The sequence below is a fragment of the Streptomyces sp. NPDC002476 genome, assembly GCF_042889785.1.
GTDB lineage: Bacteria > Actinomycetota > Actinomycetes > Streptomycetales > Streptomycetaceae > Streptomyces.
In genome coordinates this window covers 89454-116287 of sequence record NZ_JBIARH010000014.1, presented here as the reverse complement: position 1 = coordinate 116287, position 26834 = coordinate 89454, and the positions used below count along the sequence as shown (strand labels likewise).

At 73.1% G+C, this 26834-nt stretch carries 23 protein-coding genes, 5 tRNA genes and 2 pseudogenes; 20 read left to right on the top strand and 10 right to left on the bottom strand.

Annotated features, from left to right (window positions below; genetic code table 11):
- Positions 1 to 14 precede the first annotated feature (14 nt).
- The 3 genes and pseudogenes from ACFYXM_RS18380 to ACFYXM_RS18370 all read left to right on the top strand — a co-directional run bounded on the left by ACFYXM_RS18380 (position 15) and on the right by ACFYXM_RS18370 (position 2421).
- On the top strand, positions 15 to 1205 hold the full coding sequence (locus ACFYXM_RS18380; protein WP_389290438.1) for a glycerophosphodiester phosphodiesterase: 1191 nt from the start codon (positions 15 to 17) through the stop codon (positions 1203 to 1205).
- 109 nt (positions 1206 to 1314) lie between these two features.
- Positions 1315 to 1776, top strand: a pseudogene (locus tag ACFYXM_RS18375) (sigma-70 family RNA polymerase sigma factor); the annotation flags it as partial.
- Positions 1777 to 1917: 141 nt separating this feature from the next.
- Complete coding sequence (locus ACFYXM_RS18370; protein ID WP_389290544.1) at positions 1918 to 2421, top strand: GNAT family N-acetyltransferase; 504 nt, start codon at positions 1918 to 1920, stop codon at positions 2419 to 2421.
- An 89-nt stretch (positions 2422 to 2510) separates the two neighbouring features.
- Here ACFYXM_RS18370 and ACFYXM_RS18365 read toward each other — a convergent pair whose 3' ends face one another.
- Together ACFYXM_RS18365 and ACFYXM_RS18360 are read right to left on the bottom strand one after the other, a co-directional pair.
- Positions 2511 to 2948, bottom strand: coding sequence for a hypothetical protein (locus ACFYXM_RS18365; protein ID WP_389290436.1), 438 nt, complete (start codon positions 2946 to 2948; stop codon positions 2511 to 2513).
- A gap of 25 nt (positions 2949 to 2973) precedes the next feature.
- The gene (locus ACFYXM_RS18360) at positions 2974 to 3333 is read right to left on the bottom strand and encodes a hypothetical protein (protein ID WP_389290434.1); all 360 of its coding nucleotides are present in this window, start codon (positions 3331 to 3333) and stop codon (positions 2974 to 2976) included.
- A 641-nt stretch (positions 3334 to 3974) separates the two neighbouring features.
- Between ACFYXM_RS18360 and ACFYXM_RS18355 the strand changes: the two genes are divergently transcribed.
- From ACFYXM_RS18355 to ACFYXM_RS18320, 8 genes are all read left to right on the top strand, one after another.
- The gene (locus tag ACFYXM_RS18355; protein ID WP_389290432.1) at positions 3975 to 5048 is read left to right on the top strand and encodes a methionine ABC transporter ATP-binding protein; all 1074 of its coding nucleotides are present in this window, start codon (positions 3975 to 3977) and stop codon (positions 5046 to 5048) included.
- Positions 5045 to 5716, top strand: coding sequence for a methionine ABC transporter permease (locus ACFYXM_RS18350; RefSeq protein ID WP_389290430.1), 672 nt, complete (start codon positions 5045 to 5047; stop codon positions 5714 to 5716). The genes ACFYXM_RS18355 and ACFYXM_RS18350 overlap by 4 nt, the downstream gene beginning before the upstream one ends.
- A gap of 88 nt (positions 5717 to 5804) precedes the next feature.
- A complete protein-coding gene (locus ACFYXM_RS18345; RefSeq protein WP_389290428.1) occupies positions 5805 to 6662 on the top strand; it encodes a MetQ/NlpA family ABC transporter substrate-binding protein in 858 nt (285 codons plus the stop codon).
- A 115-nt stretch (positions 6663 to 6777) separates the two neighbouring features.
- Positions 6778 to 7455 carry a GNAT family N-acetyltransferase gene (locus tag ACFYXM_RS18340; protein WP_351525145.1) on the top strand — a complete coding sequence of 226 codons (678 nt, stop codon included), beginning with the start codon at positions 6778 to 6780 and terminating at the stop codon, positions 7453 to 7455.
- A gap of 106 nt (positions 7456 to 7561) precedes the next feature.
- Positions 7562 to 8791 (top strand): precorrin-6y C5,15-methyltransferase (decarboxylating) subunit CbiE, encoded by a 1230-nt coding sequence (gene cbiE, locus ACFYXM_RS18335; protein WP_389290425.1) that lies wholly within the window; start codon positions 7562 to 7564, stop codon positions 8789 to 8791.
- A 333-nt stretch (positions 8792 to 9124) separates the two neighbouring features.
- Complete coding sequence (gene cobT / locus ACFYXM_RS18330; protein ID WP_389290423.1) at positions 9125 to 12931, top strand: nicotinate-nucleotide--dimethylbenzimidazole phosphoribosyltransferase; 3807 nt, start codon at positions 9125 to 9127, stop codon at positions 12929 to 12931.
- Between the two features lie 188 nt (positions 12932 to 13119).
- Positions 13120 to 14382 carry a uroporphyrinogen-III C-methyltransferase gene (cobA, locus tag ACFYXM_RS18325; RefSeq protein WP_389290421.1) on the top strand — a complete coding sequence of 421 codons (1263 nt, stop codon included), beginning with the start codon at positions 13120 to 13122 and terminating at the stop codon, positions 14380 to 14382.
- Between the two features lie 99 nt (positions 14383 to 14481).
- On the top strand, positions 14482 to 15300 hold the full coding sequence (locus ACFYXM_RS18320) for an RNA methyltransferase (protein ID WP_362028168.1): 819 nt from the start codon (positions 14482 to 14484) through the stop codon (positions 15298 to 15300).
- A 271-nt stretch (positions 15301 to 15571) separates the two neighbouring features.
- Here the strand turns inward: ACFYXM_RS18320 and ACFYXM_RS18315 are convergent, their stop codons facing one another.
- Positions 15572 to 16933 (bottom strand): serine/threonine-protein kinase, encoded by a 1362-nt coding sequence (locus ACFYXM_RS18315; RefSeq protein WP_389290419.1) that lies wholly within the window; start codon positions 16931 to 16933, stop codon positions 15572 to 15574.
- A 521-nt stretch (positions 16934 to 17454) separates the two neighbouring features.
- Here ACFYXM_RS18315 and ACFYXM_RS18310 point away from each other — a divergent pair.
- The 3 genes from ACFYXM_RS18310 (at position 17455) to ACFYXM_RS18300 (ending at position 19227) form a co-directional block, all read left to right on the top strand.
- Positions 17455 to 17664 carry a hypothetical protein gene (locus ACFYXM_RS18310; protein ID WP_073787713.1) on the top strand — a complete coding sequence of 70 codons (210 nt, stop codon included), beginning with the start codon at positions 17455 to 17457 and terminating at the stop codon, positions 17662 to 17664.
- A 247-nt stretch (positions 17665 to 17911) separates the two neighbouring features.
- The gene (locus ACFYXM_RS18305; RefSeq protein WP_389290417.1) at positions 17912 to 18883 is read left to right on the top strand and encodes a phosphotransferase; all 972 of its coding nucleotides are present in this window, start codon (positions 17912 to 17914) and stop codon (positions 18881 to 18883) included.
- Positions 18884 to 18954: 71 nt separating this feature from the next.
- A complete protein-coding gene (locus ACFYXM_RS18300) occupies positions 18955 to 19227 on the top strand; it encodes a zf-TFIIB domain-containing protein (protein WP_073787709.1) in 273 nt (90 codons plus the stop codon).
- Positions 19228 to 19445: 218 nt separating this feature from the next.
- Here ACFYXM_RS18300 and ACFYXM_RS18295 read toward each other — a convergent pair.
- The 5 genes from ACFYXM_RS18295 to ACFYXM_RS18275 form a co-directional block, all read right to left on the bottom strand.
- Positions 19446 to 19520: transfer RNA gene (locus ACFYXM_RS18295), tRNA-Val, on the bottom strand.
- A 23-nt stretch (positions 19521 to 19543) separates the two neighbouring features.
- A tRNA-Val gene (locus ACFYXM_RS18290) sits at positions 19544 to 19615 on the bottom strand.
- A 19-nt stretch (positions 19616 to 19634) separates the two neighbouring features.
- A tRNA-Val gene (locus ACFYXM_RS18285) sits at positions 19635 to 19706 on the bottom strand.
- A 1-nt stretch (position 19707) separates the two neighbouring features.
- Positions 19708 to 19781: transfer RNA gene (locus tag ACFYXM_RS18280), tRNA-Cys, on the bottom strand.
- 38 nt (positions 19782 to 19819) lie between these two features.
- A tRNA-Gly gene (locus tag ACFYXM_RS18275) sits at positions 19820 to 19892 on the bottom strand.
- A gap of 163 nt (positions 19893 to 20055) precedes the next feature.
- On the opposite strand from ACFYXM_RS18275, the gene ACFYXM_RS18270 reads away from it, so the two are divergent.
- The 3 genes from ACFYXM_RS18270 to ACFYXM_RS18260 all read left to right on the top strand — a co-directional run bounded on the left by ACFYXM_RS18270 (position 20056) and on the right by ACFYXM_RS18260 (position 23039).
- The gene (locus tag ACFYXM_RS18270; protein ID WP_389290542.1) at positions 20056 to 21105 is read left to right on the top strand and encodes a chorismate-binding protein; all 1050 of its coding nucleotides are present in this window, start codon (positions 20056 to 20058) and stop codon (positions 21103 to 21105) included.
- On the top strand, positions 21105 to 21926 hold the full coding sequence (locus tag ACFYXM_RS18265; RefSeq protein WP_389290414.1) for an aminotransferase class IV: 822 nt from the start codon (positions 21105 to 21107) through the stop codon (positions 21924 to 21926). The genes ACFYXM_RS18270 and ACFYXM_RS18265 overlap by 1 nt, the downstream gene beginning before the upstream one ends.
- Positions 21927 to 22202: 276 nt before the next feature.
- Positions 22203 to 23039, top strand: a complete 837-nt coding sequence (locus tag ACFYXM_RS18260; RefSeq protein ID WP_389290413.1) for a GNAT family N-acetyltransferase — start codon at positions 22203 to 22205, stop codon at positions 23037 to 23039.
- A 62-nt stretch (positions 23040 to 23101) separates the two neighbouring features.
- Here the strand turns inward: ACFYXM_RS18260 and ACFYXM_RS18255 are convergent, their stop codons facing one another.
- Positions 23102 to 23626, bottom strand: coding sequence for a DsbA family protein (locus ACFYXM_RS18255; protein WP_389290411.1), 525 nt, complete (start codon positions 23624 to 23626; stop codon positions 23102 to 23104).
- Positions 23627 to 23930: 304 nt separating this feature from the next.
- Between ACFYXM_RS18255 and ACFYXM_RS18250 the strand changes: the two genes are divergently transcribed.
- The 3 genes and pseudogenes from ACFYXM_RS18250 to ACFYXM_RS18240 all read left to right on the top strand — a co-directional run bounded on the left by ACFYXM_RS18250 (position 23931) and on the right by ACFYXM_RS18240 (position 25951).
- On the top strand, positions 23931 to 24386 hold the full coding sequence (locus ACFYXM_RS18250; RefSeq protein ID WP_389290409.1) for a hypothetical protein: 456 nt from the start codon (positions 23931 to 23933) through the stop codon (positions 24384 to 24386).
- A gap of 139 nt (positions 24387 to 24525) precedes the next feature.
- Positions 24526 to 25549 (top strand): annotated as a pseudogene (locus ACFYXM_RS18245) (LacI family DNA-binding transcriptional regulator).
- 246 nt (positions 25550 to 25795) lie between these two features.
- A complete protein-coding gene (locus tag ACFYXM_RS18240) occupies positions 25796 to 25951 on the top strand; it encodes a hypothetical protein (protein WP_389290407.1) in 156 nt (51 codons plus the stop codon).
- 4 nt (positions 25952 to 25955) lie between these two features.
- Here the strand turns inward: ACFYXM_RS18240 and ACFYXM_RS18235 are convergent, their stop codons facing one another.
- Positions 25956 to 26528: a CGNR zinc finger domain-containing protein gene (locus tag ACFYXM_RS18235; RefSeq protein ID WP_389290405.1), complete on the bottom strand. Its 573-nt coding sequence runs from the start codon at positions 26526 to 26528 to the stop codon at positions 25956 to 25958.
- Between the last annotated feature and the right edge of the window lie 306 nt (positions 26529 to 26834).

The window sequence follows — 26834 nt, the reverse complement described above, 5'->3', positions numbered from 1 at the left end:
CGCGAGGAGCATTCATGACAGAGCGCGCGCAGGCGGGTCCCGGCCGCAGAACGATGCTGGGGGCAGGGGCCGCCGTCCTGGGCACGGCCGCCCTCGGACTCGCCGGCGGAACGGCCGAGGCCGCCGGCACGACCGGCCGCGACGCCGCCGAACGGGCGGGCCGGCCGGGCACCGGACACGGCTTCCGCCTCGACCTGCCGGTGCCCACCGTCATCGGGCACCGGGGCGCCAGCGGCTACCGGCCCGAGCACACCCTGGGCTCCTACCAGCTCGCGCTCGACATGGGGGCGCACGTCATCGAGCAGGACCTGGTGCCGACCAAGGACGGCCATCTCGTCTGCCGTCACGAGAACGACATCACCGCCACCACCGATGTCGCCGCGCACCCCGAGTTCGCGAGCCGCCGGACCACCAAGAAGGTCGACGGGGTCTCGCTCACCGGCTGGTTCACCGAGGACTTCACCCTCGCCGAACTGAAGACGCTGCGGGCCAAGGAGCGCATCCCCGGCACCCGTCAGAAGAACACGCTCTACGACGGCCGCTGGGAGGTCCCCACCTTCGAGGAGGTCCTGCGCTGGGCCGACCGCGAGGGCCGCCGGCGCGGAAAGCCGGTCTGGCTGTACGTCGAGACCAAGCACCCCACCTACTTCCGCGGTCTGGGCCTCGGCCTGGAGGAGCCCCTCGCCAAGCTGCTGCGCCGCTACAACCGCCACCGCCGCAACGCGCCGCTCATCCTCCAGTCCTTCGAGCCCAGCAGCATCCAGCGGCTCTCCCGGCTTGTCGCCACGCCGGGCGTCGTCCTGCTCTCCGGGCCGTCCGAGCGGCCCTGGGACTTCGTCGCGTCGGACGACCCGCGCACCGTCGCCGACCTGGTGAAGCCCGAGGGGCTGAAGTGGATCGCCTCCTTTGCCCAGGGCATAGGGCCCACCCTGGACCTGATCATCCCCAAGGACGCCTCCGGGCGGCTCACCGAGCCGACCACCCTGGTGCGGGACGCGCACGCCCGTGGCCTGGTGCTCCACCCGTACACCATGCGCAACGAGAACTCCTTCCTGCCGGCCGGCTTCCGGCGCGGCACGGACCCCGCCGCGTACGGTGACGCGTTCGGCGCCTTCCGGGCGTACTTCGAGACGGGGATCGACGGCATCTTCTCCGACAACCCGGACACCGCCCTTCTCGCCGCGGCGGACTTCACCGCGAGGTGACACCGGCCCGTACGCGGGACGTCGTCACCACCCGGCCGGGGAATGCCCCGGTCGGGTGGTGACCGCCGGACCGGGCGACCGGTTGCCGGGGCGGGGGAGTTGGTTGGGCATGACCCTTCCAGATCCCGCCCCCGCGGCGAGCACCGCCACTTCCGCGGCCGTCGTCCACGCCCTCCGTCCACTGGTGCACGCCGAGGCCGCGGCGGAGGCCACCACCTCTGCGACCGGGGCCGCGATCGAACCCGCCGACCTCGAACAGGCCGTCTGGCTGCGGCTGCTGGAACGGCTCGCGCGGGGCCGGCCACCGGCCGACACCGGCCGGTGGGTGCGCGAGACCGTGCGGGCGGAGGCCCGCCGGGCCCGACGCACCGCCCGGCGCGAACACCCCTACCGCGACGCGTCCTTCGCGGATCCGTCCGAAGGACCCGAACGGGCCGCCCTCGACGCCGAGGAACGCCGGGCCCTGCGTGCCGCGATCGGGCGGCTGCCCGGCCGGTGCACCCGGCTGCTGGCGGCGCTGCTCGCCCCCGACGACCCCACCTACCGGGAAATCGCAGGGAAGTTGGGTATGTCACAGGGGAGTTTGGGCCCTATCCGTTCCCGATGCCTTGGATGTCTGCGCAGAATGCTCGCGGCGGAGGTTGTCGCTCCCGGCCCCCGGGGAAGGGAGCGTGGGACAACCGGTGGATCAGGTGGGCGGAGGCATGCGCACATGGGCATGAGCGTGATCATCTCGGCGGCGACGGCACAGGACGCCGAAGAGATCCTGAAACTTCAGTACCTCTGTTTCCAGGGCGAGGCCGAGCTGTACGGCAACTACCGCATCGATCCGCTCGTCCAGACGCTCGACTCGGTACGCGCCGAGATCGCCACGCAGCTGGTGTGCGTGGCGCGCCTGGGGGACGAGGTGGTCGGTTCGGTCCGCGGCTTCACCGACGAGGACGGCACCGGCCGGATCGGCCGGCTCTGCGTCCACCCCCGGCTCCGGGGACACGGGCTCGGCGCCCGGCTGCTGCGGGCGGCCGAATCGGGACTCGTCGACGAGCGGTCGGCCACCCGCTTCCGGCTGTGCACCGGGCATCGCAGCGAGAACAACCTCCGGCTGTACCAGCGCGCGGGATACGCCGCGGTGGGCAACGAGACCGGACGGGACGGCGTCCGGATGGTCCTGCTGGAGAAGGACGCGACCACTCCCGTGTACGTGGCCAGCGCGTAGACACCGGGCACGGGGCGAACGGGCAAGGGCGCGCCGGGGTACGGGGGCCGGTTCGGTGCGCACCGGTTCCGCCCGGCGCGCCCCCGCGCTCACGCGCTCTTCGCGCGGCGCAGCCAGATGATTCCGGTCACCGGCAGGATCACCGGGATGAACAGGTAGCCCATCCCGAAGTCGGACCAGACGGTGGCGTCCGGGAACGCCGAGGGCGCCACCATCGTCCAGGTCCCGACGATCAGCACGCCCAGCAGCTCGGCGGCGCAGCACACCAGCGCCGACCTGCGCGCCCGCTCGCCGCCGCGCGCCAGCGAGTACGTGATGAACCCGTAGACGACGGCGGCACAGGCCGACAGCACATAGGCGAGCGGCGCCCTGTCGAAGTCCAGGATCATCTGCACGATCGAACGGGACGCCGCCGCGACGGTGAAGACCCCGTAGAACCAGAGCAGCACCCGGCCGGGACCGGTGCCGAGGTCGAAGGGCCGCTGCTCGCCGGAGTCCGTCGCGGGGGTGCGGTCGGTGTCGGTCACGGTCGGTTTCCCCACATGTCCACGTTCAGTTTCCCCAGATGTCGTAGAGCCGTACTTCGAGCACGGCCAGCACGACCGCTCCCGCCGACACCGTCACCGAACCCCAGCGGGTCCGCTCGCTGAGCGACAGGAAACCGGCCGCGGGCACGGCGAGGAAGGCCCCGGCCAGATAGGCGACGAAGATCGCCGTACCCTGCTCCGGCCGCTCGCCGCGGGCCAGCCGCACGATGCCCACCACCAACTGGGCCAGTGCCAGCAGCAGGACCACGGCCATCCCGATGAAGTGCCAGTCCTTGGTCGGCTGGTCCCGGTATGCGGCCAGTCCGCACCAGGCGGCGAGGGCGAGCGCGGACACGGCGACCGCGATCGTCAGGGCGTCAAGCATGAAGCGAGCGTATTACGGGGGAGCCGACGCCCCGCGTGCGCCCCCGTCCGACGCCCACCGGTCCGACGCGAACCGGACCGAGGCGTCCCGCCCGCGCCCGCCGGACGTACGGACCGCGACGGCGGCCCTCGCCCCGGATCGTGGCCTTGACCACAGCGCGTGCCGCCGACGGGCCTGCGGTTCGTGGCGGAGACAACACCTGCCCGGCCGCATTTGTGCAGGTCACATCCCCGGTAGCAGGAATCGTGGTGGGCGCGGGAGCGGGTCGGCCCGAGTGTCCACGGCTGTCCGCCATCCGGACGCGCCGGCCGGGCGGAATCTGACATCTGTTTTACTTGGGACATGACCACGACGAGCAGCCGCACGTTTGCGACCGAGGCGAACATGACGCCCGGTGCTCGTCGTATGTGTCGAATGCGCACCTTCTGAGGGCCCCCGCCCGATCCTCGCGCCCCGAAGCGAGACCGAGCCCGCGCCGTCCGCACCCAGCGGAACGAGCCCTTCCGTGCACCGCCGCCCCGGCCATCACATGCCTCGCGGCCCTGCCCGGCCCCGCTCGGAACGTCCGAACAGGTCTCATCAGACGAATGCCCCGTGCCCGGCGGACATCGCGCCGCGCACTCGACAGTGACGGAAACCCTGTGATCACCACTACGGGCCTCACGAAGGTCTATCAGGCGCGCGGCCGTGAGGTCACCGCGCTGGACGGCGTCGACCTGCACGTCCGCGAGGGAGAGGTGTACGGCGTCATCGGGCAGAGCGGCGCCGGTAAGTCGTCCCTCATCCGCTGCGTCAACCTCCTGGAACGCCCCACATCGGGCACCGTGACCGTGGCCGGACAGGACCTCACCGCCCTCGCCGGCCGGGGACGGCGGGCCGGGAAGGGGCTGCGCGAGGCGCGCAGCCGCATCGGCATGGTCTTCCAGCACTTCAACCTGCTGGCCTCCCGCACCGTCCAGGCCAACGTCGAACTGCCGCTGGAAATCCTCGGCGTCGGCGCCAGGGACCGGTCCCGCAAGGCCCTCGAACTCCTCGGCCTGGTCGGCCTCGCCGACAAGGCCAGGGCGTACCCCGGCCAGCTCTCCGGAGGCCAGAAGCAGCGCGTCGGCATCGCCCGCGCCCTCGCCGGGGACCCCAAGGTGCTGCTCTCCGACGAGGCCACGTCGGCGCTCGACCCCGAGACCACCCGCTCCATCCTCCAGCTGCTGCGCGACCTCAACCAGCAACTCGGCCTGACCGTGCTGCTCATCACGCACGAGATGGACGTCGTCAAGACGGTCTGCGACTCCGCCGCACTGATGCGCAAGGGGCGCGTCGTCGAGTCCGGCACCGTCTCCGAACTGCTGGCCACCCCCGGCTCCGAGCTGGCCCGCGAACTCTTCCCCGTCGGCGGTACGCCCTCCGGCCCCGACCGCACGGTCGTCGACGTCACCTTCCACGGCGAGGCCGCCACCCAGCCGGTGATCTCCCAGCTCTCCCGCACGTACAACATCGACATCTCGATCCTGGGCGCCGCGATGGACACCGTCGGCGGCAGGCAGATCGGCCGGATGCGCATCGAACTGCCCGGCGGCTTCGACGAGAACGTCGTCCCGATCGGCTTCCTGCGCGAACAGGGACTCCAGGCCGAGGTCGTGACCGACGGCGCCGGGACCGCCGCTGGGACAACCGCCGGGGGCACCCCCGCACCGTTCACCAAGGAGGTGGCGAAGTGACCTGGTCGGACATGCAGCCGTTGCTGGCCCAGGGGACCGTCGACACCCTCTACATGGTGCTCTGGTCCACTGTCGTCACCGTCCTCGTCGGACTGCCGCTCGGCATCCTGCTCGTCCTGACGGACAAGGGCGGACTGCTCCAGAACGCCGTGGTCAACAAGGTCGTCGGGGTGATCGTGAACATCGGCCGCTCGCTGCCGTTCATGATCCTGCTGATCGCCCTGATCCCCTTCACCACCTGGGTCGTCGGCACCTTCATCGGCCCCACCGCGATGATCGTGCCGCTCAGCGTCGGCGCCGTCCCGTTCTTCGCGCGGCTCGTCGAGACCGCCGTCCGGGAGGTCGACCACGGACTCGTCGAGGCCGTCCAGTCGATGGGCGGATCCATCCCGACGATCGTGCGCAAGGTGCTGCTGCCGCAGGCGCTGCCCTCGCTCGTCTCCGGCGTCACCACCACCGTCATCGTGCTCGTCGGCTACTCCGCGATGGCCGGCGCGGTCGGTGGCGAAGGGCTCGGCTCCAAGGCCGTGACCTACGGATACCAACGCTTCGACAACCAGTTCATGCTCGCCACCGTCGTGCTGCTCGTCGTCATCGTGAGCGTGATCCAGTTGATCGGCGACCTGGTGGTACGGCTGCTGGCCCGCCGCGGACGCGCCACCACCTGACGCGCCGCCACCCGAGACCTCCCTTCCCCGCAAGCCCGAACTCCTTGTCCGGGCGCATCACCCTCATCACCGGAAAGAGGCACTTTTCGTGCGCAAGAACATCAGGATCACCGCGGCTGCCGCCGCCACCGCCGCCCTGGCCCTCGGCCTCACCGCCTGCGGCACGGACTCCGACCCCGCGTCCAGGACGGACGGCGCCAAGGCGGACACCTCCAAGGCACTCGTCATCGGCGCCTCCCCGACCCCGCACGCCGACATCCTGAACTTCGTCGAGAAGAACCTGGCGGCCAAGGAGGGCATCAAGCTGGAGGTCAAGGAGTTCACCGACTACGTCCTGCCGAACACCGCCACCGAGAACGGCCAGGTCGACGTCAACTTCTTCCAGCACAGGCCCTACCTCGACGACTTCAACAAGAAGAACGACACCCACCTGGTCTCCGTCGCCACCGTCCACCTGGAGCCCCTCGGCGTCTACTCCAAGAAGGTCGAGTCGATCGCCGAGATCAAGCCCGGCCAGACCATCGCGGTGCCCAACGACACCACCAACGAGGGCCGCGCCCTCCACCTCCTCGCCGACAACGGCCTGATCAAGCTGAAGGCGGGCGTCGGAACCGACGCCGATCTCGGGGACATCACCGACAAGAAGGGCCTGTCGTTCAAGGAGCTGGAGGCCGCGACCGTGCCCCGCGCCCTGAACGACGTCGACGCCGCCGTCATCAACAGCAACTTCGCGATCGGGGCCAAGCTCGACCCCACCAAGGACGCCCTGGTGCAGGAGAAGGCCGACGGCAACCCGTACGCCAACATCGTCGTCGTGAAGCAGGGCAACGAGAAGGACCCGCGCGTCCGGAAGCTCGTCGAGCTCCTGCACTCCGACGAGGTCAAGAAGTACATCGAGGACACCTACAAGGGCGCGATCGTCCCGGCCTTCGGCACCTCCTCCTGACCCTCGCGCACCCGGCCGCCGCACCGGCCGGACGAGCCTCGCGCACCCCGGCCCACGGGGCGCGCGGGGCTCCGTCGTACCGACCCGCCCATGCGCGACGCCCGCCCGATGCGCCATGCTGTGCCTTTACACGGTCTTCGGCATGGAGCGGCGCATGACTTCCACCTTCCCGGACATCTCCATCAGCACGGACCGGTTGGTGCTGCGCCCGTTCGACATGGTGGACGTCCCCGCGTACATCGAGATGATGAACGACGAGCTGGTCACCGCCTGGATCGACGCCCCCCACCCCTTCGGGCGGGTCGACGCCGAGCGCTGGGTGCGCCGGATCGCCCCCGCGCAGCGCACCACCGGTGACGGCATCGTGCTCGCCGTCACCGAGTTCCTCACCCAACGGCTCGTCGGCTCGGTCCGCCTGCACCGCACCGACTGGCGCACCCTCGCCACCGAGGCCACGTACATCACCGCCCCCTGGGCGCGCGGCGAGGGATACGCCACCGAAGCCGTACTCGCGCTCGCCCAGTGGCTCTTCCGCGACCAGGGCTTCGAACGCATGGAACTGCGCACCCCCGCCGGAGACACCGCCGCCCAGCAGGTCGCCCAGAAACTCGGCTGCATCAGCGAGGGAGTCCTGCGCAACGCCCGTATAGCCCGCACCCGGACGGAGGACGGCGGCTGGACCGACATCAGGACCGACCTGATCGTGTGGGGCCTGCTGCCCGAGGACCTCGACGGCGTCGCCGAGCAACTCGCCGACGCGGGCGGCTACGGCGCCCGCGGCGACTGGCACTGACCCTTCCCCGGGGCGCGGGCCCGCACCGCCACCGACCGGGTACTCTCCCTCTCGTACCCCTTTCAGGCACTTTTGACCTGCGACAACTCCAGGAGACTGACGACAGATGGCCGATCGGGTCACCGTGATCGGCTGGGACGGGTCGCCCCTGACCGGAGCGGCCACGGCCGCCCTCTCGGCCGCCACGCTCGTCGCCGGAGCCGCCCACCACCTCGCCCTGCCCGAAGTGCCCGCGCACGCCGAACGCATCCGCCTGGGCTCCATCGACCTGGCGGCCCGCCGCATCGCCGGACACCGCGGCAGCGCCGTCGTCCTCGCCGACGGCGACCCCGGCTTCTTCGGAGTCGTACGCAACCTCCGCGCGCCCGTGCACGGGCTCGAAGTCGAGGTGGTGCCCGCGGTGTCGTCCGTCGCCACCGCGTTCGCCCGCGCCGGAATGCCGTGGGAGGACGCCCGGATCGTCGTCGCCCACCCCCGCACCCTGCGCCGCGCCGTCAACGTCTGCCGCGCCCACCACAAGGTCGCCGTCCTCACCTCGCCCGGCGCGGGCCCCGCCGAACTCGCCCTGCTCCTCGAAGGAGTCCACCGCACCTTCGTCGTCTGCGAGGAACTCGGCACCGCGCGCGAACAGGTCAGCGTCGTCACCTCGGAGCGCGCCGCCGACCACGTCTGGCGCGACCCCAACGTGGTGATCGTCATCGGCGGCGGCTCCGAACCGCAGGCCGCCGGCGCCTGGATCGCCGGCCACGACCCTGGCGGGCCGCGCGGCGTACGCGGCTGGGCGCTGCCCCCCGAGATGTACCCGCCCGACCCCCGGGGCACGGGCGGCGAGGGCGAGTCCCCGGAACTGCGCGCCGCCCAACTGGCCCTGCTGGGCCCCCGCACCGGGGATCTGCTGTGGGACATCGGCTCCGGCGGCGGGGCCCTGGCCGTGGAGGCCGCGCGTTTCGGGGCCGCCGTGCTCGCGGTCGACAGCGACCCCGCCGCCTGCGCCCGTACGGCTGCCGCCGCCCGGGTGTTCGGGGTACAGATCCAGGTCGTCGAGGGCCGGGCCCCGCAGGTGCTGGAGCGGCTGCCGGAGCCCGACGTCGTACGGATCGGGGGAGGCGGCGCCGCCGTCGTCACCGCCGTCACCGAGCGGCGGCCGGAGCGGATCGTGACCCACGCGTCGACACGCGACGAGGCCGAGACGCTCGGCGCGGCACTCACCGGGCACGGATACGCCGTCCGGTGCTCGCTCCTCCAGTCCGTCGAACTCGACACATCGGCCTGGTCGGAGCGCGAACGCTCGGTCGTCTTCCTGCTCTCGGCGGTCCGTTCGGACCTCGCCCCCTGACCAGGTCGGCACGGAGCGCGGGGTAGGCTGGCCGATCGTTGCACCGCGGCTGGGCGTTCGTCGCTTCGTTCGTCAATGTCCGGAAAAGGGGACCGTTTTGGTCCCCGTTGTGGTACGGCAGAACCGGGGGACGCGCGACGTGGCGCAGTCCACAACGGGCCGTGGCGAAATGAGCTGCCGCGGTGGCGAACGACCGGGAGAATGCGGTATGTCCGCGACTCTCTCGTGCCGTGCGGCGCGCCCGCTCGTTCTCATCGACGAGCATCGGCGCGGCGTGGTCGGGCGTCCCGGACGAAGGGCCGAACTAGCACTGACGATGGGCGAGGGGTACGCATGAGTGACACCGGCCAGATCCCGGGTGAGGGACTGCCGGGGAACGCCGGCACGGTGGAGCAGCCGGGCGTCGCCGCCCCGGCCGACTACGCCTGCCTCGCCCCCTCCGACTACGTGCCCGAGGACGACGACCTCCTGCTCATGCCGAGCCCCCAGGGCGCCTGGAGCGACCCGCAGCCGGTCCCGGCCCCCGGCCAGTACCCCGAAGCCGCCGCGCACGCCTCCGTGCCCGCGCAGGGCGGCCACACGGCGCAGGCGGTGCAGGCCCAGGCGTCCGACGAGTCGTCGTTGCGACCGCAGGGGCCCGTGCCGGTTCAGGAACCCGCCCCGGCGCAGCAGCCCGTCCAGGCGCCGCTGACGGTACCCGCGCAGGTCCCGGACGCGGACGCCGGACAGCGGACGGCGGCCGAGCCGCTGCGCGGTACGCACACGCAGGGGACTGGTGACCAGGACTCCGGTTCCGCCGAGCCCGGGGGTGCCCGCATTCCCGCGCCCACCCCGGCCCCCGGGGCGTCGCCCCAGCCCAAGGCCGCGCCGCGTCGGCCACTGCACCGCGGTCCCGTCGCGGCGGACGGACCGTCCTACGGCGGGACGCCGACCGGCGGCGTGGTCCGTTCGCTCGCCGACCGCGGCCCGGCGGGTGCGCCCCAGGCCCAGCCTCAGCCCCGGCTTCAGCCCCAGGCCCAGGCCCAGCCTCAGGTGCAGGCCCAGCCGCAGGCGCAGCCCGCGGCCGTCGCGCCGCAGGCCGGACTGCCCACCGGTGGCCCCGAGTACCTCCGGACGCCGGGTGACGCGTCGGTGCTGCCCGGCCCGCAGCTGGGCCAGATCCTGCCTCAGGGCGGCAGCCCGTGGTCGGCCCCGGCGCCTCAGGCGCCTCAGCAGGCCGCCGCCCCGGTGGTGGCGGAAGACGTCGCTCCGGAAGTGCCGGGCGGGGAGTCCGCCGCCGCGGGGGCCGTCGTCCCGGAAGCGGTGGCTCCTCCAGAGGCCCCTGAAGCGCCGGTCGCGGAGGCCGCTGCTCCGGGTGCGGTGGTCCCGGAGGCCGCCGTCGAACAGGTCGTGGAACCGGTCGCCGAGCCCGCCGCGGAAGCGGTGCCCGTGGCGGCACCCCTGGAGCAGGTCGTCGCACCGGAGGCCGTGAGCGCCCCGGAACCCGCGAACGTTCCGGTGGCCGAGGCGGCCCCGGACCCCGCCGGGGCACCGGTCGACGCTCCCGCCGAGGAGCCGGTGGGCGCCGCCGCGCCGGTCGACGACGCGGTTGCCGGTGCGCCGGATGCCGGGACCGTCGCGCCGGCGGAGGCGGAGGCGCCGTCGGACACGACGCCGGACGCCGTGATCGAGTTGCCCGAGCCCGAGCCCGAGCCTGTGGCCGATGCGGCCGAGGCCGTCGGAGCCGTCGGAGCCGTCGCCGTACCGGAGCACGCGGAGGCCGGGCCCGCCACCGAGGCCGTCGCGGGCGCCGCACCCGACCAGGTCCCGGTACCGGCGGACCAGGCACCGGCTCCCGTCGCCGAGGAGGCCGTGGCGGCGCAGCCCGAGGACGCGGCGATCGCCGTCGAGCCGGTCCCGGCCGAGGCCGTGGAGCCCGCGACCACCGAGGACGCGGCCGCCGCCGAAGCCGCGCAGGCTCCCGAAGCGCCCCAGGTACCCCAGCCCGCGCAGGCTCCCGAAGCGCCCCAGGCCGTCGAGAACGCCGTACCGGCCGAGGACGCCTCCGCGCAGGCCGCCGAGCAGAGCCCCGAGCAGCCCGTCGCACCGGCCCCCGTCCCGGTGGCCGAGGCCGTCGCCGAGGCGCCGTCGGCCGTCGTCCCGGAGCCCGAAGCGGTCCCGGAGGCCCCCGAGCCGGTCGCGGAGGCCCCCGAAGCGGTCCCGGAGGCCGTCGCGACCCCGGACGCTTCGACGCCCGCGGAGACCGCCCCCGCGCAGGCCCTCCCGGCCGTCGAACCGCAGCCGGGACCGGAGGGCCACACCGGGCCCCCGACGGTGCCGCAGCTTTCCGTGCAGGAGACACAGGCCCCCGTGCAGGAGGCGGAGGCCCCCGAGGCGCCCGCGCCCGACGGGACCGGGGCCCCCGCCACTCCGCCCGCGCCCGGGTACGACGACGCCGAGCGCGAGGCCGTGCTCCGCGTCATGCGCGAGCGCCGCGACATCCGCAACGGCTTCCGCAGCGACCCGATCCCGCACGAGGTGCTGCTGCGCGTCCTCGAAGCCGCGCACACCGCGCCCAGTGTCGGCCACTCGCAGCCCTGGGACTTCGTCGTCATCCGCTCGGCGGAGACCCGCCGTTCCATGCACGAACTGGCACAGCGTCAGCGCGACGCCTACGCCAAGTCGTTGCCCAAGGGCCGGGCCAAGCAGTTCAAGGAACTCAAGATCGAGGCCATCCTCGACACCCCGGTCAACATCGTCGTCACCGCCGACCCCACCCGCGGCGGCCGGCACACCCTCGGACGGCACACCCAGCCGCAGATGGCCCCGTACTCGTCGGCGCTCGCCGTCGAGAACCTGTGGCTCGCCGCCCGCGCCGAGGGCCTCGGCGTCGGGTGGGTCAGCTTCTTCGACGAGCGCGAGATGGTCCGTGCCCTGGGCCTGCCCGAGCACCTGGAAGTCGTCGCGTATCTGTGCGTCGGATACGTCGACGAGTTCCCCGAGGAGCCGGAGCTGATGCAGGCGGGCTGGTCCAAGCGCCGCCCGCTGTCCTGGGTGGTCCACGAGGAGACGTACGGCCGCCGTGCCCTGCCCGGCGAGGAACCGCACGACCTGCTCCAGGAGACCATCTCCAACATCCGCCCGCTGGACGCCAAGGCGCTCGGCGAGGCGTGGGAGCGCCAGAAGCGGATGACCAAGCCCGCCGGCGCGCTCGGCATGCTGGAGATCATCTCCGCGCAGTTGTCGGGGCTCTCCCGGGTGTGCCCGCCGCCGGTACCGGAGCCCGCGGCCGTCGCGATCTTCGCGGGCGACCACGGGGTGCACGCGCAGGGCGTCACCGCGTGGCCGCAGGAGGTCACCGGCCAGATGGTCGCCAACTTCCTCGGCGGGGGTGCGGTCTGCAACGCGTTCGCGGCGCAGGTCGGCGCCGAGGTCTGCGTGGTCGACGTCGGCGTGGCCATGGACCTGCCCGCGACGCCGGGCCTCCTCCCGCGCAAGGTGCGTGCCGGAACGGCCGACTTCACGACCGGCCCCGCCCTCACCCGCGAAGAGGTCCTCGCCGCCGTCGAGGTCGGCATCGAGACCGCCCGCGATCTGGTCGCGGCGGGCAACAAGGGCCTGCTGATCGGCGAGATGGGCATCGCCAACACCACCGCTTCGGCCGCGCTGATCTGCGTGTACACGGACCTGGACCCGGCCGAGGTGACCGGCCGGGGCACCGGCATCAACGACGAGATGCACGCCCGCAAGGTCGACGTCGTCCGCCGCGCGCTGGAGCTCCACCAGCCCGACCCGGCCGACCCGATCGGCGTCCTGGCCGCGGTCGGCGGACTCGAACACGCGGCGATGGCCGGATTCCTGCTGGGCGGCGCCTCGCTCCGCACGCCCGTCATCCTCGACGGCGTCAGCGCGGGCGCCGCGGCCCTGGTCGCCCGGGCGATCGCCCCCGAGGCCCTCGCCGCCTGCATCGCGGGCCACCGCAGCGCCGAGCCCGGCCACGTCGCCGCGCTCAACAAGCTGGGGCTGCGCCCGCTCGTCGACCTCGACCTCCGCCTCGGCGAGGGCACGGGCGCGCTGCTGGCGCTGCCGATCGTGCAGAGCGCGGCCCGCGCGATGCACGAGGTGGCGACGTTCGACGGGGCAGGCGTCACGGAGAAGTAGTGCGGTGGGCCTCCCCGAGTGCCGGGGAGGCCCACCGGTCCGTGCCGGGGCTCCCGCCGAACCACTCCGGCCCGCGCCCGCCGCGTATCGTGGACCCACCCGCGAACACCGCATCACCCCACGTCAGAGCCGCTCCACCGCCGCAGCGGCCGTCGCACTCCGACCCCGCACGAGGAGCCCGCACCGCCATGGCCGAGCACGCAGACCACGCCGATCACCCCGCGTACCCCGTCGGACTGCGGCTCGGCGGGCGTCGCGTCGTCGTGGTCGGCGGGGGCCAGGTCGCCCAGCGCCGCCTCCCCGCGCTCATCGCGGCGGGCGCCGACATCGTCCTCGTCTCGCCGACCGCGACCCCGTCCGTCGAGGCCATGGCGGACGCCGGTGAGATCCGCTGGGAGCGCCGCCGGTACGCCGACGGGGACCTGGCCGAGGCCTGGTACGTCCTGATCGCCTCCGACGACACCGCGGCCAACGACGCAGCCTCCGCCGAGGCCGAACGCCACCGCGTCTGGTGCGTCCGCAGCGACGACGCCGACGCCGCCACCGCCTGGACCCCAGCCACCGGCCGCGGCGAGGGCGTCACCGTCGCCGTGCTCACCACCGACACCCACGGCCGCGACCCGCGCCACTCCGCCGCCGTCCGCGACGCCATCGTCGAGGGACTGCGCGACGGCAGCATCGCCGCGCCCCACCACCGCACCCGCACGCCCGGCGTCGCCCTGGTCGGCGGCGGTCCCGGCGACCCCGACCTGATCACGGTGCGGGGACGCCGCCTCCTCGCCGAGGCGGACGTCGTCATCGCCGACCGCCTCGGCCCGCGCGACCTGCTCGACGAACTCCCCCCGCACGTCGAGGTGATCGACGCCGCGAAGATCCCGTACGGCCGCTTCATGGCCCAGGAAGCGATCAACCAGGCGCTCATCGAGCACGCCAAGGCCGGCAAGGCCGTGGTACGGCTCAAGGGCGGCGACCCCTTCGTGTTCGGCCGCGGCATGGAGGAGGCCCTGGCGCTGGCCGCCGAGGGCATCGCCTGCACGGTCGTCCCCGGCATCTCCAGCTCCATCTCCGTGCCCGGTGCGGCGGGAATCCCCGTCACCCACCGGGGCGTCGCCCACGAGTTCACCGTCGTGAGCGGTCACGTCGCCCCCGACGACGCGCGCTCACTGGTCGACTGGCAGGCCCTCGCCGGGCTGCGCGGCACGCTCGTGCTGCTGATGGCCGTCGACAAGATCGGCGCCATCGCCCGTACCCTCATCGCCCACGGCAAGGCCCCCGAGACCCCCGTAGCCCTGATCCAGGAGGGCACCACCGCCGCCCAGCGCCGGGTCGACGCGACGCTCGCGACCGTCGCCGAACGCGCCGCGGCCGAGGACGTACGCCCTCCGGCCGTCATCGTCGTCGGCGATGTCGTGGCGGTCGGCACGGACACCGCGGCGCCCCGCGCCGAATGACCGGCACCCGCACCTCCCGCCCCGCACAGAGTAACCGGCGGTAACGGAACTTCCGTCAAGCCGTTGGCACCACACACCGGACAAGGCAGTATCGAACCCGTGGCTGACCTCATCACCGTCGACGACCCCGACGACCCCCGCCTGCGCGACTACACCGGACTCACCGACGTCGAACTCCGGCGCAGACGGGAGCCCGCCGAGGGCCTCTTCATCGCCGAGGGCGAGAAGGTGATCCGACGCGCCCGGCACGCCGGGTACGAGATGCGGTCGATGCTGCTCTCCGCGAAGTGGATCGACCTGATGCGCGATGTCATCGACGAGGTTCCCGCCCCGGTGTACGCGGTCAGCCCCGAACTCGCCGAACGGGTCACCGGCTACCACGTCCACCGCGGCGCCCTCGCCTCGATGCAGCGCAAGCCGCTGCCGGACGCCGCGGAACTGCTGGCGAAGGCCCGCCGGGTGGCCGTCATGGAAGCCGTCAACGACCACACCAACATCGGGGCGATCTTCCGCAGCGCCGCCGCCCTCGGCATGGACGCCGTCCTGCTCTCCCCGGACTGCGCCGACCCGCTCTACCGGCGCTCCGTCAAGGTGTCGATGGGCGCGGTCTTCTCCGTGCCGTACGCCCGTCTCGACACCTGGCCCAAGGGGCTGGAGACGGTACGGGAGGCCGGCTTCGAACTCCTCGCGCTGACTCCGGACGAGAAGGCCGACAGCATCGACCGGGCGGCCCCGCACCGGATGGACAAGGTCGCGCTGATGCTCGGCGCCGAGGGCGAGGGACTGTCCACCCGGGCTCTTGTCGCCGCCGACCGATGGGTCCGCATTCCCATGGCGCACGGCATCGACTCGCTGAACGTGGGAGCGGCCGCCGCCGTCGCGTTCTACGCCGTGGCCTCGGGCCGCCCGCAGCCCTGAGCAGCTATCGGAGCCTCCGCGGCCGGCCCTGACGGAGCCCCGGGCCCCGGATGCCGCTCGCGTCCGCGTCGGTCTTCCCGGTCCCGTTCCCGTCGTGCCGCTGAGAGCCTGTCGGGTGACCTTCGACCGGAGAGCGGACGCGGCATGGTGTGTGCGGTTCCAAGGCGCCGGGATGTCCTGGGACGAGGTCTCCTCTGCTCGAACGGAGCCGAGAGCTCGGGGAAGGCGCTACCAGGGTATTTCGGCAACGCCGGAGGGGTCCCCCTGGCCCTCAAGGCATGGGGGGAGTGCGTGCCTGGGCGTGGCCGTCCGGTCGGAGGCCACCCGGCAGGCTCTGAGGCTCGACCTGCGTGCGTTCCGTGCCCAGCCCCCGGGCCGGACCCTGGCAGCCCTGCGCCACCGCGATGCCCAGCGCCACCAGCAGCGTCACCACGACGAAGACGACGAGGCGCTGGCGCAGCAGCCGCGGGTTGGCGGGGCGACGGCCCGTCGAGGTCGTGCGGGTCCCGGGCCGGGTGCCCGGACGGCCGCTCGTCCCGTGCGCGCTCTGCGGGCGCCTGCCGGACCGGGTGGTGTCACGCGCCTGCTGAGACCGCTGAGGCCGCGAACCGCCCGTGCGCGGCGCCCCGGGACGCGACGGCGCCACCTGCCGGCCGCTCTGCGGCTGCCTCTGCTGCTGTTGTTGCCGGCGGGGCGCCGGGGGAGCCGTCCGCCGGGTCCGCTGCTCGGTGTACGGGCCCCCGGTGCGGCCCGTCGACCGGTCCAGCTCCCGCGCCGAACGCTGCACCGGAGGGCGGCTCTCGTGCAGCCCCTGCGCCTCCCGCGCCGCGATCTCCTTGAGCCGCATGGAGAGTTGGAGCGTGCTCGGGCGTTCCTGAGGGTCCTTCGCCAGGCAGGCGCTCACCAGTGGCGCCAGCGCGTCGTGCACGTCGTACAACTGCGGTTCCTCGTGCACCACGCGGTACAGCATCACCTCGGAACTGCCGTGTCCGAAGGGCGAGTCCGCCGTCGCCGCGTACGCCAGCGTGGCACCGAGCGAGAACACGTCCGTCGCGGGTGTCACGGCAGCGCCGCGCACCTGCTCGGGAGCGAGGAACCCGGGTGACCCGACGGCTGTGCCGACGTGCGTGAGCGTGGAGGCCCCGGTCGCCCAGGCGATCCCGAAGTCGATGATCCGGGGGCCCTTGGGGGAGAGGAGGATGTTCGACGGCTTCAGGTCGCGGTGGACGACCCCCGCCTCGTGCACCGCCACCAGCCCCTCGGAGAGCGCGGCCCCGATCGAGGCCACCTCGGCCGCCGACAGCGGACCCTCCTCGGCCACCTTGTCATGGAGCGAGGGCCCGGGCACGTACTGCGTGGCGAACCACGGGCGGTCCGCGTCCAGATCGGCGGCCACCAGCCGTGCCGTGCAGCCCCCGCGGATCCGCCGCGCGGCGGACACCTCGCGAGCGAACCGCGAACGGAACTCCTGATCCTCCGCCAGATCCGGCCGGATCACCTTGAGCGCCACCCGCTGTCCCCGCCGGTCCGAACCGAGGTAGACGACACCCATCCCGCCCGCGCCGAGCCGCCGGTGCAACCTGAACGAGCCGACGACACGCGGGTCCTCGCGCCGGAGCCGCATCATCGCCATCTTCTGCCCATCCCCGCTGCCTGGTACGCCTGACGAGCACAGCTTACGTACCCGGCGCCCGGGGCGCTCAGAGGCCGCGCCCTCGCCCGTCGATCGTTTACCGGCGCATGGCACGGTCCATGACGACGTGTGGGCGCGCTCCGGTTCCTGCGAGGTGTGGAACGGGGCATCAAGAGATGTGCGGGGACGTGGTGTTGACGCCGGGGCCGCGGGGACCGTGCGGCGCACATGCGGTCCGCCGTTCCCGTGACGCGACGAGTGAGTGACGTCACGCCCGCGGTGCCGGTCACCGGGACCACCTGGTTCGTCTCGGGGACGATCCCCGGGGGGACGGGGCGGCCGATCTCCACCCAGGGGAGTACGACGACCGGCCGCGGCTCCTCCTCCGGGATGCCCGGCATTCGGTACGCGGGCATGACGCCGTCCCGCTCCCACGTCCCTAGTGTTGAGACCAAGCGGTGGGCGGCACTCGTGCCCCGAGGTCACTCGCCCGCCGCCCCGCATCGGTCAGGAGAGGAAACATGGCGGACACGGCAACGCGGACCATGATCCGTGCACGGGGAAGCAGGCTCCACGCCTCCTTCCGCCGTCGCTCGTCGTCCGGTCACCGCCACCCGCTGGTGGCGACGGCGATGGTTCTTCCCCTGGCGGCCCTGCTCGTGGTCGTCTTCGGCGGCTGGGACGCGGTGGTCACACAGGCGTCGTCCGTGGGCGTGATGCTGGGGCGCTGAGCGGCGCCCCGGGTCCGGAAGAGCGGTCCGGACCGGGACATCCGGCCAACAACCCCGTGGGGACGGGGGTGCGGCGGACGGCAGCGTTTGTCCGGTCAGCTGGGGAGCTGACCGGGCATCGCGCTGCCCTGGTGCTTTCCGGCCGCGTACGCTCGTCGCCGGGCACGGTGCGACGGACCGGCCCGCATCCGTCCACCACCGGGCCCCGCACGGACCGGCCCGAGTCCGTCCGCCACCAGGGGAGACCGTGACCACCGCAGTCGTACGGGCGCTGGGCGCCCTCGCCCACCGGGCCGCCCACCCGCCGTCCGGGACCGCCTGCGCCTGCCCGCCGCCGGAGACGCTCGCGGACCGGGCGGACGGAACGGTGGTCCACAGCGGACCCGTCGTGGCCAAGGCCCACGCCCCCGGCACGCCCGTCCCCGACCTGCTGGCCCGTATCGCCCTCGCGGACCACCCGCGGCTGACCGGCATCCTGCTCGCCCCGCTGCGGCCCCGGCCCGACGAGGCGTCCGCCATTCTCCACGGCCGCCCCGTCACTCTGTGGCCGCACGGTGAGCCCGTCGCCCCGGACGATCCCGGGGCGGCCCCCTGGGGGGAGGCGGCCGCGCTGCTCGCCGCGCTGCACCGCACCCCGCCCCCTCCTTCCCTCGCCCTCCCGCCCATGCGGGGACCCGCCAAGGCGGCGCTCGCCGTCGCCCGGATGCGCGCCGCACGGCCCGACGACCCGGCGACCGCCCCCGTACTCGCGGCCTGGCAGCGACTGCCCGCCTGGGCCCGCGGCGAGGTCCCGCCGCCCGCGCACCGCGCGCGCCATCTCTGCCACGGCGATCTGCACCTCGGACAACTCGTCCGCCACCCCGTGCCGCACGGCCCCTGGACGCTCATCGACATCGACGACGCCGGACTCGGCGACCCCGCCTGGGACCTCGCCCGTCCCGCCGCCTGGTACGCGGCCGGGCTGCTGCCGCCCGACGTCTGGCTGCGGTTCCTCGACGCCTACCGGGCGGCGGGCGGACCCGCCGTACCCGCCGGGGGCGACCCCTGGCCCGAACTGGACGTCCCGGCCCGGGCCCTGACCGTGCAGACCGCCGCGCTGGCCCATGCCAAGTCCGCGGCGGAGGGCCGGGCTCCGGACGAGGTGGAGCGGGCGGTGATCGACGCCTGTGCCCGAATCGCCTCCCTCCCTCCCGAGTTGGCGGCCGGACACACGTCGTAGGCTGAACCGACCGTCGGCGGGTACGCCGTCCGGCGGCGGCCACCCGACGGCGAGGAGTTGAGAGTCGAATCATGCAGTGTCCCAAGTGCCACGCACCCATGCACACCTACAACCGCAACGGCATACAGATCGAACAGTGCAGCGGCTGCCGGGGGATCTTCCTCGACTACGGCGAGCTGGAGACCCTGACCCGGATCGAGGCGCAGTGGACGCAGCAGGCTCCGCCCGCGCCGCCCGCCCCGCAGGCGTACCCGGCCGCGCCGGCCCCCGCCTGGGGAGCGCCGCAGCACCACGGCGGCCACTACCGTCACAAGAGCTTCGGCCGCATGCTCTTCTCGTCCTGATCCCCGCCCTGCGGGGAAGGACACCGTTCTCCCGCGCGGGACACCGGATTCTCCCCAGTGGGGGACACCGGCCGACGGATCACCGCGGGCCCGGACATCACCCGTCCGGGCCCGCGGGCGTTCCCGCCCCGCCCGCCGTTCACGGGCGTGACGCGGAGACCGTGACGTGCTGCGGAAACGAAAAAATCCCCGGTCGCCGAGACGACCGGGGATTTCGGTGGTGCGCGATACTGGGATTGAACCAGTGACCTCTTCCGTGTCAGGGAAGCGCTCTCCCGCTGAGCTAATCGCGCAGGGTGAACCTGCGTGTACTGCGTGCGCGATACTGGGATTGAACCAGTGACCTCTTCCGTGTCAGGGAAGCGCTCTCCCGCTGAGCTAATCGCGCGAGGATCCTTGCGGATCGGTGGACGATACTGGGATTGAACCAGTGACCTCTTCCGTGTCAGGGAAGCGCTCTCCCGCTGAGCTAATCGTCCTTGGAGGTGGAGACGGGATTTGAACCCGTGTAGACGGCTTTGCAGGCCGTTGCCTCGCCTCTCGGCCACTCCACCACGAGTGAGGGTTCGGGAGGATCCCCCACCTTTCTGCGAGCGGACGACCAGGTTCGAACTGGCGACCTCAACCTTGGCAAGGTTGCGCTCTACCAACTGAGCTACGTCCGCTTGTCTTTCCCGGTCCGCTTCCGCGTCCCGGCGACGTGTTGAACTCTAGCGGATTCCCGGGCCAGTACAAAAACGCGTTTGTGCAGCGTGCTGGCGCGCGTCCGTCCCGGAAGCCCTGCGGATGCGCCGTTCTAGACTCGACGACGTGCACGACCTCGCTCCCATGGCCCGCTTCGGCGGTCTCGTCGCGTCCGGCCTGCGGGACGTGACCAGTGATCCCGCGGCCCTCGAATCGTCCGGCTTCTGGGCCGTCTCGGCCGACTTCGAGGGCCGCCTCGTCTGCGCGCGCTTCGACACCGTGCGCACGGAAGAGGTGCCCGCGCCCGTGCGCGGGGCCTGGCGCGGACCCGCCGCCGACGCCTGGACCTCGTCCCTGGACCGTGCCGCGTACATGGAGGGCGTGCGCCGGATCCGCGCGTACATAGCGGCGGGCGAGGTCTACCAGGCCAACCTCTGCCGGGTGCTGACCGCGGCACTGCCCGACCCGGCGGCGGACGTGGACGCGCTCACCGCGCTCCTGGCGCGCGGCAACCCCGCTCCCCACGCCGGAACGATCCGGCTGCCCGCGCACGGCGTGGAGATCGCCACCGCGTCCCCCGAACTCTTCCTGAGCCGGGACGGGCGCACCGTGGAGTCGGGACCCATCAAGGGCACCGGGCGGACCGAGGACGACCTCCTGGACAAGGACCACGCCGAGAACGTGATGATCGTCGACCTGGTCCGCAACGACCTCGGCCGGATCTGTGCCACCGGATCGGTCACGGTCCCCGACCTGTGCGTGGTGGAGAAGCATCCGGGCCTTGTCCACCTCGTCTCCGCCGTGCGCGGAGAGCTGGCCGAGGGAGCCGGGTGGCCCGGACTCCTCGCGGCCGCCTTCCCGCCCGGTTCCGTCACCGGGGCGCCCAAATCCAGCGCCCTGCGCATCATCGAGGAGCTGGAGACCGCGCCGCGCGGCCCCTACTGCGGCGGCATCGGCTGGGTCGACGCCGACCGCCGCACGGCATCCCTGGCCGTCGGCATACGGACCTTCTGGATCGACCGGACACGGAGCGCGCCGGTTCTCCGGTTCGGCACCGGGGCCGGCATCACCTGGGGCTCGGACCCCGAGCGCGAGTGGGACGAGACCGAACTCAAGGCGTCGCGGCTGCTCGCCGTGGCGTCGGGTGCATACGAAGCGACCGACGAACACGAACCGACTGGAGGAATCGCGTGATGAGGATGTGGGTCGACGGCGCACTGAAGGACGCCGACGAGGCCCGGGTGTCCGTGCTCGACCACGGGCTGACCGTGGGCGACGGCGTCTTCGAGACGGTCAGGGCCGTCGACGGCAGGCCCTTCGCCCTCACCCGCCACCTCGACCGGCTGGCCCGCTCGGCCCGCGGCCTCGGGCTGGCCGAGCCCGACCTCGACGAGGTGCGCCGCGCCTGCGCCGCCGTCCTCGACGCCAACCCGATGCCGCTGGGACGGCTGCGCATCACGTACACCGGTGGGGTCTCGCCGCTCGGCTCCGACCGCGGCGACGCCGGTCCGGGCCTCTTCGTCGCCCTGGGCGAGGCGACCCGCCGCCCCCACAGCACCGCCGTGATCACCGTTCCCTGGACGCGCAACGAGCGCGGCGCGCTGGTCGGGCTCAAGACCACGTCGTACGCCGAGAACGTCGTGGCGCTCGCCCGTGCGCACGAGCACGGCGCCTCGGAGGCCCTCTTCGCCAACACCGTCGGACGGCTCTGCGAGGGGACCGGGTCCAACGTCTTCGTCGTGCTCGACGGGCAGCTGCACACCCCGCCCGTCGCCTCCGGCTGTCTCGCCGGAATCACCCGCGCGCTGGCCGTGGAGTGGACGGGGGCCCACGAGACCGACCTGCCGTTCGACGTCCTGGAACGGGCGGAGGAGGTCTTCCTGACCTCCACCCTGCGCGACGTGCAGGCCGTCCACCGGGTGGACGGCCGGGAGCTGCCCGGCGCTCCCGGACCGGTGACCGCGAAGGCCATGCGGATCTTCGACGAGCAGGCCGGGAGCGACCTCGACCCGTAGGGCGTGTTTCGAAAGGAGCGTCGTCCGCCCGAAGGGCGGCCCGCGGCGTCCGGTGCGGTGCGTCGCAAGGCGGAGGGTCGCCCTCGTGCTGGACGTACATGGACGATCCCGGCAACGTGGCGAGGTGCCGTGCCAGGCGTCGCGGGTCGGACGGGACTTTCGCAACACGCCCTGGACGTGTTCACCCGCGGTTCCGCGCACCGTGGTGCCGGGGCCGCGGAACCGAATCCGTGAAACGGGGTGACGAGCCGGGCGCCGGCGGATAGAACAACACCGATGACCACAACCATCCGGCCGACCGGGCCGATTCGGGAAGGCACCGACGGTGCGAGGAACCGCACGTACGACGTGTGCGACAACGGACGGCCCGTGGGGACCGTCGAGATCGGTACGGATCCGGCGTTCGGCACGACAGCCGGTGTGCTGCGCTCCCTGAGCATCGCCGAGCCGACGCGACGGCGCGGGCGCGGCACCATCGCCGCGCTCGCCGCCGAGGAGGTGCTGCGCGCATGGGGCTGCACCCGGGTGTCCGTCGAGGTGCCCGCGGGCAACGAGGCGGCGGCACGACTGGCGGCCGTCCTCGGCTACACCGAGCGCGGCCGCAACATGACCAAGGACCTCGGCCCGACGGCGCCGCCGCTCCCCGAGGGCGTCGCCGCCCGGCCGATGACGCCCGAGGAGTTCGCGCACTGGCACGAGACCGCCGTCGAGGCGTATGCGCGGTCCTGGACCGAGCGGGGCGTCCCGGCCGAGCAGGCGATGCGCAAGTCCCGGTCCGACCACGCCCGAAATCTGCCGGACGGCCTGCGCACCGCGGGCGCCCACTTCCACGTCCTCGTCCACGACGGCGTGGTCGTCGGGTACGTCTGGGTGACAGTGCGGGGGACCGGCCGGGACGGGCCGGCCGGGTACGTCTTCGACGTCGCGGTGGGGGAGGAGCACCGGGGCCACGGCTTCGGGCGCGCCCTGATGCTGCGGGCGGAGCGCATCACCCTGGACGCGGGCGCCCGCAGCCTCGGGCTGCACGTCTTCGCCGCCAACACACCGGCTCTGCGGCTGTACGAGTCGCTCGGCTACCGCACGACGCGCCACCACCTGACCAAGCCCCTCTAGGCCCCTGGCGCCCCCTCTCGGCACCGGTCCGTTCCGGGGCGGAGGCCGCGCGGTCCGGAGGGTCAGCCCCGCTCGGTGCCTTCGGCGAGCAGCCGGTCGGCGATCTCCTCGATCCGCTCGCGCAGCCCGTCCTGGCTCTTTCCGCCGTCCAGCCGCTTGCCGCCGATCACGTACGTCGGGGTCCCGGTGACCCCGATCGCCTTGCCCTCGGCCTGATCGGCGTCGACGATCAGCATGTGACGCCCGTCGATCAGCGCGGTGTCCATCTCCTCCGCGTCCAGGCCGAGTTCGCGCGCCACCTCGATCAGCAGCGGCTCACCGGAGCGGTCCAGGTCGCCGCAACGGGCGAGGACCGCCTCGACGTAGGGCCGGCCCCGGCCCTGGGCCGCAGCCTCCTCGGCAGCCTGCGCGGCGGCGTAGGCGTGCTTGTGCTTCTCCAGGGGGAAGTGCCGCAGCCGCACCTCCAGCCGGTCTCCGTACCGGGCCCGCAGGGCCTGCACGTCGGAGAGGGCGCGGTGACAGTCGGGGCACTGGAGTTCGCACCAGACGTCGAGTACGAGAGGGGGCGCGGGGGTCGAATCGCTCATGCGGCCAGTCTCGCAGGGCCCGCCGCGACGGCCCAATCGGCTCCGGGGCCGCCGAAGCCGTACCGGGAGCCGCCGGTACGGCGGACCGGGTGGCTCCGGAGGCGGCGGATCCGGCGGAGTGCTCCTCGGGGCATCCGAGAAACCTCCCGGAGCGTGGCCGGATTGGCACCTGGGGAGGATCCCGGCCCTGAGATCACCCTGAAGTGATCCGGGACCGTGGCCGCCCGGCCGTCGGCCGGTGCAGGATGGAAGGGACGTTTCTCTCGTGGGGCGTCAGACGTTTCGCTCGTACCTGGAGGCTCCGATGCTTGCCGAGACCATCTGCTCCGCGGCGTCCGCGGCGGGCCTGGGCATCGCCGCCGTCACCGCGTACCGGAAGCGTTTCCTCGCCGCGACCCGGATCGCCGCCTACTCACTGGTGCCGATCGGCCTGGTCCTGACCGGTGTCGTGGAGTGGGTCGCCGGGATCGCCTTCAAGCCGAGCGTGTGGCTCGGCTTCGGGCTGCTCGCCGTGGCCTGGGTGCTGTTCATGACGACCCGCGCCGTCGAGCGCCGGGGGTCCGGCACCCGCAAGGAACGCAGGGCGGCCGAACGGGCGGCGCGCGGCGGAGCCGTCGCCCCCGCCGCGTCGGCGCCCTCGCTCGGCTCCCCGGGCGCCCGTACGCAGCCGGTTCCGGGTACGAGGACCAGGCGGTCGTCCGCGTCCCCCGACGACGACTTCAGCGACATCGAGGCCATTCTGAAGAAGCACGGCATCTGAACCGCGCGCCGCTCCGCCCTCCACCCGGTGGGGCGGCGCGGGTCCGGCCGACGGGCCCGCCGGAGCCTGCGCGACGGCTCCGTACGATGGGGCGACGCCGCACACCGGCACGGCCGAGGGCACCAGTGGGGCAGAGCGAGTGGCGCGCGCGGCAGGGATCAAGGATCTGGCCCGGCAGGCCGGGGTCTCCGTGGGCACCGTGTCCAATGTGATCAACCGGCCCGAGGCGGTGTCGCCGGAGACCCGGGCCCCGGGTACTGGCCGCCATCGAGGAACTCGGCTACGTGCGCAGCGAGTCGGCCCGTCAGCTGAGGGCGGGCCGCAGCCGGATCGTGGCGCTGCGTGTCCTCGACATGGGCAACCCGTTCTTCGTCGACGTGGCGCGCGGTGCCGAACGCGCCGCCCGGGACGCCGGGCTCGGAGTGATGGTCTGCAACAGCGACCAGAGTCCGTCGGAGGAGGCCGAGTACCTGGGCCTCTTCGCCGAGCAGCGGGTGTGCGGGGTGCTGGTCACCCCGGCCGACCCGACCGGTCGCAACCTGGAGGCGTTCCGCCGCCACGGGATCCCGTACGTCCTGGTGGGCCGGGTGGCGTCCGGTGCGGACGTGTGCGCGGTCTCCGTCGACGACGTGCGCGGCGGGGCCCTGGCCGTCGGACACCTGCTCTCCTCCGGGCATCGCTCGGTGGCCTACGTCAGCGGTCCCGACGACCTGCAGCAGATCAGAGACCGGCGTGAGGGCGCGCTGTCGGCGCTCGCCGACGCGGGACTGCCGTCCGGGGCCCTCGTCGAGATTCCCTGCGACCGGCTGGACGTGGCGGCGGGCCGGGACGCCGGGGCCCGGCTCCTCGGCCTGGCGCCCCGGCCCACCGCGGTGTTCTGCGCCAACGACCTGCTCGCCCTCGGTGTGCTGCAGGCGCTGTACGCGGCGGGTGTGCGGGTGCCGCACGACGTCGCCCTCGTCGGCTACGACGACATCGAATTCGCCGCCGCTGCTGCCGTACCGCTCACCTCGGTCCGCAGGCCCGCGGCCGTGATGGGCCGGATGGCCGCGGAACTGCTGTTGGAGGAGGCGGACGACGCCGGCGGCACGCACGAGCACCGCAGCGTGGTGCTCCGGCCGGAACTCGTGGTGCGCGCCTCCAGCATGCCGTCGGCGACCTGACCGGGTCGGACCCGGCCCTTCCGCCACGGTCGGAAGCCCATTCCGCGTACGCCAATTCGATTCCAAGGGGGTGAAGTTTGGAGATTTCGTCGTCAATAGTGGGATACCGCAAGGCTGTCGGCCGAATGGCTGGCGGAAGATCGGACGGAGGCGCGAACGAGCGTGTCCCTGAAGTGGGTGAACTCCCCTTCCCGGCAGGCTGGTTGGCCGTGAGCAGGCTCCGAGGTGCGTCATGATCGTTCCGAGATGGTCGACACTTCCCGGGGCGATGTCCCCGCAAGCCCTGCCGAAGAGCCGCGTGGTTGCCTCTTCGCGCTGTCCCAGCCCCCTTTGATGATCTTCCTCGGGTTGATCGGCATCCTGCTGCTGATGGCCGCGTTGCATGATCTGTTCATGCTGTGAGCGGTCAGCCGGCCGCTTCCTTGCGGCGCGCCCGGTACGCGGCCACGTGCAGACGGTTACCGCAGGTGCGGCTCGAGCAGTAGCGGCGTGAGCGGTTGCGGGAGAGGTCCACGAAGGCGTGCCGGCAGTCCGGAGCCTCGCAGCGGCGCAGCCGCTCCTGCTCGCCCGCCACCACGATGAAGGCCAGCGCCATGCCGCAGTCGGCCGCGAGGTGGTCGGCGATCGAGGCGTCCGGCGCGAAGTAGTGCACGTGCCAGTCGTAGCCGTCGTGGTTGCTGAGCTGCGGTGTGGTGCCGGCGGCGGCCACGAGGCCGTTCACGAGTGTGGCGGCGGTCCGCGTGTCGTCCGTCGCGAAGATCGTGGCGAAGCGCGTCCGCACGTCCCGTACGGCCCGCAGGTCGTTCTCGTGCAGCTCGCCCACGCCGCTGATGCGATGGCGGCGCGCGAAGTCGTAGAGCGCCGCGACGTCGGGCAGGCCATCGGCCTGCCCGCTCTCCGGCCGCCCACTCGCCGGTGCGGTGTTCAGCAGATCGACCACCGTGTCGAGGGCGATCCGGGTGTCGTGGGGGATCAGCACGCTTTCGCTCCCTGGCCTCCGGCGGGCGGCGCCCGCAGTCGATGCCGGCTGACTCTACTGGCCGGGTGCCGCCGCCCAGAGGGCCCAGTGGGCCCGTGAACGGCCCGACGAGCGCATACCGGCCACGCCCCGGAAGGGCGGGGCGGTGCCGGGCAGCGGTGGAGGGAGGCGTGCTCCGGAGGGGGTGTGCGCCGACGCCGCCACCACGGTGGATTCCGTGATGACGGCGTCGGCGTCACCCTGTGTGGTTTTCCGCGCGGCGCCGTCTCCCCGAGTCGGACGGCGCCGTGCAGCTCTCGGCCTGGC

What these genes read in the sequence shown, in the direction of transcription:
- ACFYXM_RS18380 (WP_389290438.1), top strand. Translation starts at nt 15, where the DNA reads ATGACAGAGCGCGCGCAGGCGGGTCCCGGCCGCAGAACGATGCTGGGG.
- ACFYXM_RS18370 (WP_389290544.1), top strand. Translation starts at nt 1,918, where the DNA reads ATGGGCATGAGCGTGATCATCTCGGCGGCGACGGCACAGGACGCCGAA.
- ACFYXM_RS18360 (WP_389290434.1), bottom strand. Translation starts at nt 3,333, where the DNA reads ATGCTTGACGCCCTGACGATCGCGGTCGCCGTGTCCGCGCTCGCCCTC.
- ACFYXM_RS18340 (WP_351525145.1), top strand. Translation starts at nt 6,778, where the DNA reads ATGCTGTGCCTTTACACGGTCTTCGGCATGGAGCGGCGCATGACTTCC.
- cbiE (WP_389290425.1), top strand. Translation starts at nt 7,562, where the DNA reads ATGGCCGATCGGGTCACCGTGATCGGCTGGGACGGGTCGCCCCTGACC.
- cobT (WP_389290423.1), top strand. Translation starts at nt 9,125, where the DNA reads ATGAGTGACACCGGCCAGATCCCGGGTGAGGGACTGCCGGGGAACGCC.
- cobA (WP_389290421.1), top strand. Translation starts at nt 13,120, where the DNA reads ATGGCCGAGCACGCAGACCACGCCGATCACCCCGCGTACCCCGTCGGA.
- ACFYXM_RS18315 (WP_389290419.1), bottom strand. Translation starts at nt 16,933, where the DNA reads ATGGCGATGATGCGGCTCCGGCGCGAGGACCCGCGTGTCGTCGGCTCG.
- ACFYXM_RS18310 (WP_073787713.1), top strand. Translation starts at nt 17,455, where the DNA reads ATGGCGGACACGGCAACGCGGACCATGATCCGTGCACGGGGAAGCAGG.
- ACFYXM_RS18300 (WP_073787709.1), top strand. Translation starts at nt 18,955, where the DNA reads ATGCAGTGTCCCAAGTGCCACGCACCCATGCACACCTACAACCGCAAC.
- ACFYXM_RS18270 (WP_389290542.1), top strand. Translation starts at nt 20,056, where the DNA reads ATGGCCCGCTTCGGCGGTCTCGTCGCGTCCGGCCTGCGGGACGTGACC.
- ACFYXM_RS18265 (WP_389290414.1), top strand. Translation starts at nt 21,105, where the DNA reads ATGAGGATGTGGGTCGACGGCGCACTGAAGGACGCCGACGAGGCCCGG.
- ACFYXM_RS18260 (WP_389290413.1), top strand. Translation starts at nt 22,203, where the DNA reads ATGACCACAACCATCCGGCCGACCGGGCCGATTCGGGAAGGCACCGAC.
- ACFYXM_RS18255 (WP_389290411.1), bottom strand. Translation starts at nt 23,626, where the DNA reads ATGAGCGATTCGACCCCCGCGCCCCCTCTCGTACTCGACGTCTGGTGC.
- ACFYXM_RS18250 (WP_389290409.1), top strand. Translation starts at nt 23,931, where the DNA reads ATGCTTGCCGAGACCATCTGCTCCGCGGCGTCCGCGGCGGGCCTGGGC.
- ACFYXM_RS18240 (WP_389290407.1), top strand. Translation starts at nt 25,796, where the DNA reads ATGGTCGACACTTCCCGGGGCGATGTCCCCGCAAGCCCTGCCGAAGAG.